Raw genomic sequence first — 11,665 nt, 5'->3', positions numbered from 1 at the left:
CGGTGTTCACGCGGTCTCGGCGCCCGATCCCAATCTCGGGAAGGGCTCGGTGGAGAACACCACTTCTACCGCCACCTCGAAATAGGCCGCCAGCCGCAGGGCCAGGTGCAGGCTCGGGCTGTATTCGCCGCGTTCGAGGTAGCCGACGGTCTGGTAGTGCACACCGAGCGCTTCGGCCAGGTCCCGCCGCGAGATGCCGCGCTCGGCGCGCAACATCGCGATGCGGTTGTAGATGACCTCAGAAGGCACGCTGCATCGCTTTCTCGCGGCGGACGGCCACGCTGGATCCGGACTCATGGCGGGCCGCTCGCCGCAGCACGATCGGCGCGAGCGACAACCCGACGATCGACCATACGCCGAGTACCGCGGCGGTCTCGAGGTGCCGCCACGACCCGCCGATCTCGATGGCCGCCGCCTCGGCGGGGAGTAGCCCGGAGCGCATGCCGAGACCGAGCCAATACATCGGGAACAGCTGGGCCAGGCCCTGCACCCAGCCGGGGAGCGCGGTGATCGGGTACCAGATGCCGGAGATGGCGATCAGTCCCATCAGCGGCAGCGTCAGCAGGAAGACGTCGCGGGCGCCGACGATCAGCCCGCCCAGGATGGCGCCGATCGGCAGGGTGGCCAGCAGACCGAGCACGATCACCCACGCCAGCGTGACCAGGCCGCCGCCTGGCATCGACAATCCGCCGACGATCACCGCGCCGATGGCCAGCACCACCACCAGCTGAACGAGGACCGCGGCCGCGGTCGTGCCGATCTTGCCGATGAAGTAGCCGAGGATGCCGTTCGGAATTGTCTTGGCGCGCAACAATGTGCCGTCCTCCCGGTCGAGCGCGAGGACTTCGGCGATGCCGTACAGGCCGTTGAACGCGATGATGCCGCCGAGCAGGCCCGGCACGGCGAGTTCGCCGAGGGACAGTTCGGTGTCGTGATAGTTCCGGTCGCGCAGGAAGAAGATCGCGATCAGAAACAGTACGGGCGTGAGGAATTGGCCGATCAGGCTCGTCCCGTTGGTGTACAGCTGCCGCAGTTCGATCCACATCGCGGTCAGGCCGCCCCTGACCGCCACCAGCGTGGGATTCATCGCGTGACCTCCTGCAGCGAACGAACGGGTTGGGCGGTCGTATCGGATTCGAAACGGCGGACCAGCGCCATATAGGTGTCCTCCAGCGACGCGCGCTGCACCTCGAGGTCCTCGATCAGTTCGCCGTGCTGCTTGAACAGTTCGTGGACGTACTTGGTCGACTCGGTCGTCGTGTGGACGAATCGCTGGCCGTCGCGGGTCCAGCGCACCTCGGCCTCGCCCGCGGTGGCGGCGCTGAGTTCCTCCGGGGAGCCGTCGGCGATGATCCGGCCACCGGCCAGGATCAGGATCCGGTCCGCCAGTTTCGCGGCTTCGTCCAGGTCGTGGGTGGTGAGCAGGACGGTGGTCTCGTCGAGATCGGCCAAGCGATGGACCAGGTCGTGGAAGTCGCGCCGGGCGGCGGGATCGAAGCCCGCGGTCGGCTCGTCCATGAAGAGCAGTTCCGGCCGGCCGACGATGCCGATCGCCACATCGAGTCTGCGACGCTGCCCGCCGGACAGGGTGGCGATCTTCGCATCGCGCTGTTCGGTGAGCCCGACCAACTCGATGAGCTCATCGGTGTCCCACGGTCTTGTCACCCGGGCCGTGGAATAGGGGCTGTAGTACCCACCCAGATGGCCGAGTAGTTCGGCCACTCGCCATCTCGCGTGGTCACGCCAGGATTGGAGCACCACGCCGATGCGGGCGCGCCAGAGTTCGTCACCGTGTTCGGGATCGGCCCCCAGCACCTCGACCTTGCCGGCCGACCTCCTGCGGAACCCCTCGAGGATCTCGATCGTGGTGGTTTTGCCCGCGCCGTTGGGCCCGAGCATGACGAGCACTTCCCCGCGATCGGCGTGAAATGCCACATCGTGCAGGACGTCGGTCTCGTCGTACCGCATCCGTAGTCGCGCGACATCGAGCACAGCGTTGTTGTTCGAAGCCATGAGTCCTCCCAGTCATCAACCTTCGATGATTTGTAGCATACGTACTACATAAGATCGCGGCAATGCTTCGTTCGAATTGGACATTTCGAAAACTGTGAGCACTGCTCTTGACTTGGGTTCGCGGATCGCGCATGCTTGTACTCAACAGAGAGCAGTGCTCACGGTTTTAGGAGTGATCGACATGGACAACGCGACCCGCCACCTCCCCCCGACCGGCATCGACCCGATCGTCAACAAGATCGCCAACCTGCTGCCCAAACTGGGGATCAGCATCATGGGGTCGCGGCTGCTGGCCGTGCGCGGCCGCAAGAGCGGTGAATGGCGCACCACCATGGTCAATGTGATGACGGCCGCCGACGGCGAGCGCTACCTGGTCGCACCGCGTGGGCACGTCCAGTGGGTGCGCAATCTGCGCGTGGCGGGCGCCGGCGAACTGCGCCTCGGCCGCAAGACCGAGCGGTTCACCGCCGCCGAGGTCGCCGACGCCGACAAGGTGCCGCTGCTTCGGCTGTACCTGGAGAAGTGGGGCTGGGAGGTCGGCAAGTTCTTCGAGGGCCTCACCAAAGACGCCTCCGATGCCGAATTGATCGCTATCGCACCGGGATTCCCCGTCTTCCGGCTTAGCTAGGCCTGGCTCAAGAATTCGATCGCGGCGCCATAGCCTCGGATGCCGAGGCCGGCGATGACCGCGGTCGCGATCGGGGAGACGAACGAATGGTGCCGGAACTCCTCGCGCGCGTGCACATTACTGATGTGCACCTCCACGATCGGCACCTCCGGGATCACCAGGGCGTCGCGCAGTGCCACCGATGTATGGGTGAGGCCGCCGGGGTTGATGACGATGGCCGACACCTCGCCGCGGGCCTGGTGGATCCGGTCGATCAGCGCGCCTTCGTGATTGGACTGGAACGCGACGACCTCGCGTTCGAATCGGGCGGCGGTCCGCTCACACAGTGCGACGACATCGTCGAGGGTGTCGGCGCCGTAGATCTCGGGCTGACGGGTACCGAGCATGTTCAGGTTCGGTCCGTTGATGACGAGAATCGGACCAGTGGCCTGCACGGTTTCCATGCAGGCCACTGTAAATCACAAACCGGTCGGGCCCTCCGAGCGCAGGTCGTCGACCTTGCGCATGGCTTCGCGGAGTTCGGCCAGCCAGGTTTCGGCGTGTTTGCCTGCGAGTTTGACCGTCCAGGCCAGGGCGTCGGCGCGGGAGCGGGCGACGCCCGCGTCGATCAAGGTGTCGAGGACCTGGCGTTCGGGCTGGCGCAGACGGGTCATCACGGGGACGGCCAAGTGGGTGAACAGGATCCGCTCGCCGTCTACCCGCACGCCCCAGGCGACGCTGCGACCGTAACGCCGCTGGGCCTCGTCGGCGATCTGCATGCGGGCCGGGCGGGTCGACTCGCGGAAGCGGGCCAGCGCGCCTTCCTTCGTGGCCGTCGGGGTGCTCGCGTCGCCGGGGACGGGCAGTTCGCCGACCACGACGATCTCGTCGCGGTCGATCTCGATGTCCACCGGCCCGGTGAACCAGTCGGCGGGCAATCGTCCGGCGAACCAGTCGTGGGCGTCGGCGGGGTCGGGAAGGTCGGCTTGCTGCCAACCGCCGGGTCGGCCGAATCCGCGCTCGCGTCGATCGTTCCGCATGGAAATCACCTGCTATCTGTCTTGCGCACGTTGCGTTGATTACAAGATTACGCCGTTATCAGCGCGGGGAATTCTGCTCTGCGTGAACCGGTGTGTATCGACTCGGTAAAGCCGATGCCGTGCGGTTGGCGGGAGACGGCCTGGGTACCCTCGCGTTGAATCGCCGGACAAATGCGAGATCCGCACCACCTGGCGCGGCTGTCGGTACGGTTGACACAGCAGTTGTTGCCGCTTACTGGGCGAGGTTGGAAAACGGACCCTCATCGGGGCGAGATTTCCGGCACAATCGAGGGGTCGAGGTCGGGGAGTATCCCGACTGACCGGGGCATTGGAGACGGGTCAACTTCCGGTACGGTGGATTTGTTACCGGAGTGGCAAGAGTGAAGAGTGGGCGATATGGATGTGTGGGGATCCCGCCGCTTTCGCGTCCGGGGCGCAATGGCGATCGCGGGGGTTGCGACCCTCGCCATCGCGCTGTGCTCGTGCGGAGTGGGTGGGAAGACGAGCGAGTCGGAGACGGTGGTTCAGCGCTTCACCGAGTACCTCGACGATCAGGACTACGGCAAAGCCGCCGACCTGACCTCGTACCCCGCCGCCGCTTCCGCAACCATGAAGCAAATGTTCGAGGGCCTGCAATCGGGCACCGTCGACTATGAGGCGTCGCAGGTCATCGACCTCGACAAGCAATCGGCGATCTTCAGCATGGAAGTGGCCTGGAACTTCGGCGAGAAGAAGGACTGGACCTACACACTGCAGGGCACCGTCCGCAAGCTCGCCATCGGCTGGCGGATCTCCTGGGAGCCCGCGGTGGTCATGCCGCAGCTCACGAACAATCGCACCGTCAAGCTGGTGCGCACCACCGCCAAGCCGCCGCCCAAGGTGGTCGACCTGCCCGGCGAAACGCTGATGACCGAGCAGACGCTCAACGTCATCAAGATCGACCCGAGCCGCACCGGCGATCTCGTCGGCACCACCAACGCGCTCGCCGACGCCATCGAACCGGTCGCGCCCCTGATCACCGGGCCGTCGCTGATGCAGCAGCTGGCAGGCTCGCAGGGCAAGCCGATCGTCGCGGTGAACCTGCGCGACGGGGATTTCGCGATCCTGGAACCACGGATGGCCAGGGTGCCGGGTGTGGTGATGGAGAAGCAGCCCAAACTGATCTCGGCCGACCGGCGCACCCGCTCGCCGATGCTCGACGCGCTGCGCGAGGTGTGGCAGGACAGCCTCGAGGCCACCGCGGGCTGGGGTGTGCAGATCTTCGAGGCCGACGGCCGGTTCGTCAACCAGGTGGCCGGATACCAGGGGCCTGCCGGGCCCGATATCGCCGCGACGATGGATCAGCGGTTGCAGCGCGCCGCCGAAGACGCCGTGGTGAGTGCGGGGACCCCGGCCACGGTCGTCGCCATTCAGCCGTCGACCGGCGCGGTTGTCGCGGTCGCGCAGAACTCGTACGCGACGGAGAAGGGCCCGATCGCCTTCACCGGACTGTTCCCGGCGGGCGGCACGATGGACCTGTTCCGCACCGTCGCCGCGGCGACCAAGAACAAGCCGCCGCAGGACGTCACCGTGCAGGAGGCGGCCGAGGCGGCCACCGCGCTCGGCGTCGGCGTCGACTTCAAGGTGACCGGACTCGACGAGGTGACCGGGCGGATCAGCACGCCCGGCCGCAGCACCGAGCAGGTGCGGCAGGGCGCGGGTGCCGACGCGGTGCAGGTGAGCCCCTTCGGGATGGCGATCGCCGCGGCGGCCATTTCGCGTGGGTCGGTGGTGCCGCCGATGATCGAGGCGGGCAAGCCGGGCACCACCGATACGCCGGTTCCCGCGCTGCCCCAGCCCGCGGTCGACCGGCTGCGCGCAATGATGAACGAGGGCATCGGCAAGCCCGAAACCGCTGCGCTGCGCGGCTTCCGGGATATCACCGCCTTCGCCGCGAGGGGCGGCGCCGACGGTTGGCTGCTGGCGACCATGGGCGATCTGGTCTTCGCGGTGCACATCGCCGACGTCGACAGTGGCGACGCCACTTCACGACTCGCGGCCGTGCTGCTGAAATCGCTGGCGACGCCGGAGCCGTAGAGCGAGAGTTATCACTGCTCAGTGGCTATGAACCCGGTCTCGAAGTCGATCTTGACCGGTTACGCTACGTCGGTGAAGAGATACGCGCCGTTCGGTATCGATGCTCTATTGGTGATCTTCTTCTGCGCGATCGGGAGGCGCAGTCACGACGAAGCCGTCATCGCCGGTCTGCTGAAAACGGTGTGGCCCTTCGCGGCAGGACTGATTCTCGGCTGGGTCCTGGCGGTCTACCTCGCACGGAACACGCGGTTCGACGCAACGGCGTTGTGGCCCACCGGAATCCTGATCTGGGCGAGCACCCTCGTCGGCGGGATGGTGTTGCGCGCCATCAGTGGTCAGGGCACCGCATTCAGTTTCATGATCGTCGCGGCCTGCGTCCTCGCGCTGTTCCTGCTCGGCTGGCGGGCGGCCATTCGCGCGCTGCGGTGATCAGAGCGGCGGTGATCAGAGCGGCGGTGATCAGATTCGTCGCTGCTGCTTGAATTCTTGTTCGTACTCCTCGTCGTCGGCCTGTGGTGTGCGGAACAGGAACGCGAAGACGATCCAGCCGACCACGGCGACCAGGATGAAGCTGACCAGCCGGTACACGAACGCGGCCGCGACGGCCTGCGCGGCGGGCAGTCCGGCGGCCGCGGTGAGACTGTAGATCAGCGTCGCGTCCACGTAGACGATGCCGCCCGGCGCGAACGGAATCGACCCCACCGCCTTGCCCGCCGCGAAGGCGATGAGCAGCCCGGACAGCTTGGGATCGGCGCCGATCGCGTAACAGGCGGCGCCCAGACACGCCACGTCGGCGAACCGGTGCACCAGCGCCCACACCCCGACGAGCGCCGCGTCCTTCTTCCCCAGATCGACCGACTCGAGCTGCGCCCGGATCTCGGCCAGCTTGGCGATGCCGTGATCGGCGGGCTTCTTGCGCAGCCGATTGACCAGCGCGAGCGCCCGCCGCAGCATGGCCTCGAGCGCGCCGGGATGGCGGGCGAGATAGTTGCCGGCGAACAGGACCACGGCGAGTACCACCAGCGCGACGACGAATTTGACTCCGATTCCCTGCCCGACCAGCGCGGCACCGGCGATCCCGAGCAACGCCAGCCCGGCGGCGGCGACCACGCCCGAGAAGACCAGCTGCCAGGAGGCGACGATCGGGCTCGCACCCCAGCGCCGGGTCTGACGGTAGGTGAACGCGGTGGAGAACACCTGCCCGGCGGGCAGCGTCAGCGACATCGCGGTCGCGCCGTAGACCACCGATACCGATTTCCCCTGGCTGACGTCCACCCCGCCGGCGTGCAGCAGCTGTTTCTGCACCCGCCCGAAACCGCTCATCGACATCGCCTGCAACACGATGCACAGCAACAGCCAGCCCCAGTGGATCTCGGTGAGCGTGCGCCAGGATTCGTGCAGGCGGGGCCACAGATACACGCCTTCGCCGACGAGCAGGGCGAGGATCACCGCGCCGAGCACCCACTTGACCCACCGAAAGCGGCGGCGGCGCTCGGCCGGTGCCCCTGGTAGGTCGTCGTCGGCCGTCACGGTCTCAGCCTAGTGAACACAGTCGGCTTCCGGCCGTCCGCAGACTGCGCACGGCCGGAGCGAAGACGCAGGTAACTTGTCCTCGCGCGGCGCGGCGATCGCGGACTTCGGCCAGGCCAGGCGGGTTTTTCTGCGTCTGCCGCGCAATTGGACCTCGTCGCCGGTTATCCAATGTTCCTGCTCGCTTTCGTCGGCGAAGTAGAGCGCGCTGCCCGAAGCGAGAACGCGGCCGGGGTGATCTTTGGCCAATTCGGTGAGCCGCGATGCCTCGTTGACGGGGTCGCCGATCACGGTGTATTCGAAACGATTCGCGGCGCCGATGTTTCCGGCGACCGCCAGACCCGCCGAGACGCCGATGCCGATGTCGAGGCTGGTCACCTCGCGCAGGGCCTCGCGCAGGTCGCGGGCCGCGGCGAGGGCGGCGCTCGGCGCGTCGGGGCGATCCAGCGGGGCGCCGAAGATGGCGAGCGCCGCGTCGCCGACGAACTTGTTGACGAAACCGTGGTGGCTGTCGATCACGTCGACCACCACCCGGAAGAACTCGTTGAGCAGGCTCACCACCTCGGTCGGCGGGCGTTCGGCCGCGGCGGCGGTGGAGCCGACCATGTCCACGAACAGCACCGCGACGAATCGGGTCTCGCCGCCGAGTTCGGTGCCGTAGTCCAGTGCCCGCTGCGCCACGTCCTCGCCGACGTGCTGGCCGAACAGTTCCTGCAGCTTGCGGCGCTTGGCCGCCTCGTCCATCATCCGGTTGAAGCCGACCTGCAACAGCCCGATCTCGCTGCCGTCGTAGACCTCCACCTGCACGTCACGCGAGCCGGCCTGCACCCTGTTGATGGCTTGGGACAACTGCCGCACCGGGTCGGAGATCGAGGAACCGGTCAGCATCGACAGCGCCAGCGCCTGCAGGATCACCACGCCGCACAGCAGCAGGATCGAGATCGCGAGCGACTTCGCCGAGAACTTCACGTCCGAGGAGATCTGGGTGACGCACAGCAGCACGATCGCGATGGTCGGCGCGAAGGTGCCCATGCCCCAGGTCATCGCCATCCGGGTGCCGACGCCGGGGGTGAGCGTGTGGTCGAAGGTGCCCTCGGTCAGCGCCTGCGCGGCGACCGGGCGCAGGATGCGTTCGCCCAGCATGTAGGTGAAGCCGAACACGATGGTGGCGGCCATACATTCGGTGACGATCACCGCACCCGCCAGCTCGGGCGATTCGGTGATGATCATCGCCGCCAGGATCCCGCCGCCGATGATCCACAGCACCAGGTGCACGATCGACTGCCGCAGCGGCACGTGCAGGGCCGCCATCTGCTCGCGTCTGCTGGGTGGTCCGCCGCGCATCTGCCAGCGCATCACCGGCCGCAGCATGAGGGCGGCGGCGAAGATGCTCAGCACCGCGGCGACCCCGAATACGAGCAGTGGCGCGAGCAGACCGGTCTGGCGCACCCCACCCGGATCGCCCTCCGGAACCGGCAGGCCGTATTGGATGAAGGCCCACACCAGCACCGCGCCGAAGGCGTTTGCCAGCAGCACAGACGTCAGATACAGCGGCCAGCGCGTTCGCATGGTCTGTTTGACCGCTTCCAGGGGCGCCGACACGCCTGCCAATCTATCCGACCACCTAGCCAGGTGATCAGGACAGGCAAGAGGGTGGGCATTATCGCACCGATATTCGCCCACTCCTGGGTGGAAACCGAGGAGAGCCCGTCGATATTTCACAGTAATTCGGTTTGTCTATATATGAAAATTGCTGACTGACAACAGAAGTCGCCGAATCCGACAATTACGTGGCCGGTGAACCGTGTGCTGGACAGTGGTTCGTCAGCGGGCGAATCCGCTGCACAAGCCGACGCCACCACGACCACCGGCTCGGCCGGGCGCAGACATGCGGGTCTGTCGATAGGCAGGTGTGGTCAGAACCTCTTCCCGAGGCGCCGACACGAGCACCGATCCGGCGTTCGGACCGATAGGCTCTCTCGAGTGACCGACCAGAAGGCAGATTCCGGGACCGCGTCAACGCCGTGGCGCTCGGATGCCGAGGCAGTTCATCCCCTGGTCCGCAAGGCCGCCGCGTGGAGCTGGCGGCTGCTGATCATCTTCGGCGCGTTGCTCGCGGTCGGAATGCTCGTGCAGAAGTTCGCCACCGTGGTGATCCCGCTGGCCATCGCGCTGCTCGCCGCCGCGCTGCTCGCGCCGATGGTCGACTGGATGCAGCGGGTGGGGATTCCGCGCTCGCTCGGCGTGTTCGTCGCGCTGCTCGGGTCGATCGGTCTGCTGGCGGGGGTGCTCACCTTTGTCGTGGAACAGTTCGTCGACGGCGTGCCGGGGCTGTCCAACGAGGTCACCAACAGCGTGCACAAGGTGCAGGACTGGTTGATCAACGGTCCGCCGCATCTGAGCGATCAGCAGATCCGCAGCGCGGGCGACACCATCGTGCGCACCATTCAGGACAACCGCGAGAGCCTGACCAGCGGCGCGCTGACCACCGCCACCGCCATCGGCCACATTCTCACCGGCGCCTTCCTGATCCTGTTCATCCTCATCTTCTTCCTCTACGGCGGGGATCAGATCTGGAACTTCATCACCCGGATCATCCCGACCGCGCACCGCGAAAAGGTCCGCACCGCCGGTGAACTCGGCTTCGGAACGCTGGTCGGGTTCGTGCGCGCCACCGTCGTGGTGGCGGCGGTCGACGCGATCGGGATAGGAGCCGGGCTGGCGATTCTGCATGTGCCGCTGGCCTTGCCGCTGGCCTCGCTGGTGTTCATCAGCGCGTTCATCCCGATCATCGGCGCGTTCTTCGCCGGGTTCGTCGCGGTGTTCATCGCGCTGGTCACCAAGGGTTTGGTGACCGCGCTGATCGTGCTCGGCATCATCATCGCGGTGATGCAGCTGGAAGGCCATGTGCTGCAACCGCTGCTGCTCGGGCGGGCCGTGAGTATCCATCCGCTGGCCGTGGTGCTGGCCATCACCGCCGGCTTGGTCGTCGGCGGGATCGCGGGTGCACTGCTGGCCGTGCCGTTGATCGCGGTGGGCAACACGGCGATTCGCTATCTGCTCGCCGACAGTCCGGAAGAGGCCTTCGGCGAGTTGGTCGCCACCGAGGAACGAAAACGGTTCAGCGCCGAGCCCGACAAACCCGAGCCACCGGGCCGCTTCGACGTGGCGAAGCGGCTGCGCATGGAAGAAGCCGAGTCCGGCGATGCGGACCCACACAGCTGAGCTGAGCTCGGCCGACGCCGCGACCGCGCCGCTGTGGCGGGCGGCGCAGGCGTTTCGGCTGGTCACGCTGCTGTACGCGATCGGACAGCAGATCGCGTCGGTGCCGTACTACGAGCATCCTCGACTGAGCTGGATGCTGATCGCGGTGATGGCGATCTGGTCGGGGAGTTCGGCCCTGCTGTTGTCGCAGTGGTACTTCCCCGAAGCGACCGGCAAGATCCGCGGCTGGGTGGTGTTCGGTGATCAGGTGGTGACGATCGCGCTGATCGCCTCGACTCGCCTTGTCGCTGACTACGATTGGTACCACGGGCATCAGACCCTGCCGACGACGCTGTGGATCGCGAACTCGGTGATCTCGATGGCGATTCTGCGCGGACCTGTCGCGGGTGTGGTTGCGGGACTGGCCATGTCGGCAGTCGTGGTGACCGTCCGTGATCAGTGGGGACAGGACGTCTGGGGCGACGCGACCGCACCGGTACTCGTTTCGGTCGGGTTGGCGCTCGGATTGGCGGCCAACACCGCTCGACGCGCGCAGGGCCAGCTCGAGCGGGCGTTGCGGATCACGGCGGCGGCGCAGGAGCGGGAACGGTTGGCTCGCGAGGTGCACGACGGGGTGTTGCAGGTACTCGCGTTCATCAAACGCCGTGGTGACGAGATAGGTGGGTCCGCACAGGAACTCGCGCAGCGGGCCGGGGAGCAGGAGGTGGCGTTGCGGGTGCTGCTGTCCGAGCAAGCGGAGCTGCCCGACCCGGATTCTGGCGAAGTGGATCTGCGGCCACTGCTGACCGCGCACGCCACGCCGAAGGTATCGGTGGCCACACCGGGCGATCCGGTGCTCGTGGGACGGGTGGTCGCCCAGGAGATCGCGGCAGCGGTGAACACCGCGCTGTCGAATGTCTCGTTGCACGCGGGCGCCGACGCGAAAGCCTATGTGCTGCTCGAAGACACCGGAGACGGCTTGGTGGTGAGTGTGCGTGACGACGGCGTGGGGATCGCGGCGGGACGGCTGGAAGCGGCCGAAGCCGAAGGGCGGATGGGGGTTTCGCGGTCGATCGTCGGCCGGATCGAGGCACTGGGTGGAAGTGCCGACTTGCTGACCGAGGGTGCGGACCTCGGTACCGAGTGGGAATTCCGGATTCCGCGCCACACGGCGCGCTGAGAAGAGGAGCTGGGC

Annotated in this window: 12 protein-coding genes; 5 read left to right on the top strand and 7 right to left on the bottom strand. The window is 66.9% G+C overall.

Going from position 1 to position 11,665, the window contains the following annotated elements:
- Positions 1-6: 6 nt before the first annotated feature.
- Genes ACFWFP_RS17495 through ACFWFP_RS17485 form a run of 3 tightly spaced genes read right to left on the bottom strand, consistent with a single transcriptional unit; the run spans position 7 to position 2,013 of the window.
- The gene (locus ACFWFP_RS17495; RefSeq protein ID WP_056823747.1) at positions 7-249 is read right to left on the bottom strand and encodes a helix-turn-helix transcriptional regulator; all 243 of its coding nucleotides are present in this window, start codon (positions 247-249) and stop codon (positions 7-9) included.
- Positions 239-1,087 carry an ABC transporter permease gene (locus ACFWFP_RS17490; RefSeq protein WP_379296195.1) on the bottom strand — a complete coding sequence of 283 codons (849 nt, stop codon included), beginning with the start codon at positions 1,085-1,087 and terminating at the stop codon, positions 239-241. The genes ACFWFP_RS17495 and ACFWFP_RS17490 overlap by 11 nt, the downstream gene beginning before the upstream one ends.
- Positions 1,084-2,013 (bottom strand): ABC transporter ATP-binding protein, encoded by a 930-nt coding sequence (locus ACFWFP_RS17485; RefSeq protein WP_379296193.1) that lies wholly within the window; start codon positions 2,011-2,013, stop codon positions 1,084-1,086. The genes ACFWFP_RS17490 and ACFWFP_RS17485 overlap by 4 nt, the downstream gene beginning before the upstream one ends.
- A gap of 181 nt (positions 2,014-2,194) precedes the next feature.
- Here ACFWFP_RS17485 and ACFWFP_RS17480 point away from each other — a divergent pair, with 181 nt between their 5' ends.
- Positions 2,195-2,641: a nitroreductase/quinone reductase family protein gene (locus ACFWFP_RS17480; protein WP_379296191.1), complete on the top strand. Its 447-nt coding sequence runs from the start codon at positions 2,195-2,197 to the stop codon at positions 2,639-2,641.
- Here ACFWFP_RS17480 and aroQ read toward each other — a convergent pair.
- Both aroQ and ACFWFP_RS17470 read right to left on the bottom strand, forming a co-directional pair.
- Positions 2,638-3,084, bottom strand: coding sequence for a type II 3-dehydroquinate dehydratase (gene aroQ, locus ACFWFP_RS17475; RefSeq protein WP_379296189.1), 447 nt, complete (start codon positions 3,082-3,084; stop codon positions 2,638-2,640). The genes ACFWFP_RS17480 and aroQ overlap by 4 nt on opposite strands.
- A 15-nt stretch (positions 3,085-3,099) precedes the next feature.
- On the bottom strand, positions 3,100-3,660 hold the full coding sequence (locus ACFWFP_RS17470; RefSeq protein ID WP_379296187.1) for a hypothetical protein: 561 nt from the start codon (positions 3,658-3,660) through the stop codon (positions 3,100-3,102).
- A 396-nt stretch (positions 3,661-4,056) separates the two neighbouring features.
- On the opposite strand from ACFWFP_RS17470, the gene ACFWFP_RS17465 reads away from it, so the two are divergent.
- Positions 4,057-5,736, top strand: coding sequence for an NTF2-like N-terminal transpeptidase domain-containing protein (locus ACFWFP_RS17465; protein WP_379296185.1), 1,680 nt, complete (start codon positions 4,057-4,059; stop codon positions 5,734-5,736).
- A 72-nt stretch (positions 5,737-5,808) separates the two neighbouring features.
- Positions 5,809-6,165, top strand: a complete 357-nt coding sequence (locus ACFWFP_RS17460; protein ID WP_379296183.1) for a DUF3054 domain-containing protein — start codon at positions 5,809-5,811, stop codon at positions 6,163-6,165.
- Positions 6,166-6,195: 30 nt separating this feature from the next.
- Here the strand turns inward: ACFWFP_RS17460 and ACFWFP_RS17455 are convergent, their stop codons facing one another.
- Positions 6,196-7,266 (bottom strand): YbhN family protein, encoded by a 1,071-nt coding sequence (locus tag ACFWFP_RS17455; RefSeq protein ID WP_379296181.1) that lies wholly within the window; start codon positions 7,264-7,266, stop codon positions 6,196-6,198.
- 9 nt (positions 7,267-7,275) lie between these two features.
- Positions 7,276-8,835 (bottom strand): adenylate/guanylate cyclase domain-containing protein, encoded by a 1,560-nt coding sequence (locus tag ACFWFP_RS17450; RefSeq protein ID WP_379296788.1) that lies wholly within the window; start codon positions 8,833-8,835, stop codon positions 7,276-7,278.
- Between the two features lie 414 nt (positions 8,836-9,249).
- On the opposite strand from ACFWFP_RS17450, the gene ACFWFP_RS17445 reads away from it, so the two are divergent.
- Both ACFWFP_RS17445 and macS read left to right on the top strand, forming a co-directional pair.
- Entirely contained in the window at positions 9,250-10,491 is a 1,242-nt protein-coding gene (locus ACFWFP_RS17445) for an AI-2E family transporter (protein ID WP_379296179.1), read from the top strand.
- Positions 10,472-11,650, top strand: a complete 1,179-nt coding sequence (gene macS, locus ACFWFP_RS17440) for a MacS family sensor histidine kinase (RefSeq protein WP_379296177.1) — start codon at positions 10,472-10,474, stop codon at positions 11,648-11,650. Before ACFWFP_RS17445 ends, macS begins: the two co-directional genes overlap by 20 nt.
- Positions 11,651-11,665 lie beyond the last annotated feature (15 nt).

The sequence above is a fragment of the Nocardia sp. NPDC060249 genome (genome assembly GCF_042728755.1).
Classification (GTDB): domain Bacteria; phylum Actinomycetota; class Actinomycetes; order Mycobacteriales; family Mycobacteriaceae; genus Nocardia.
Note: the sequence above shows the minus strand (reverse complement) of the source record. Positions and strands in the feature narration are given on the sequence as shown.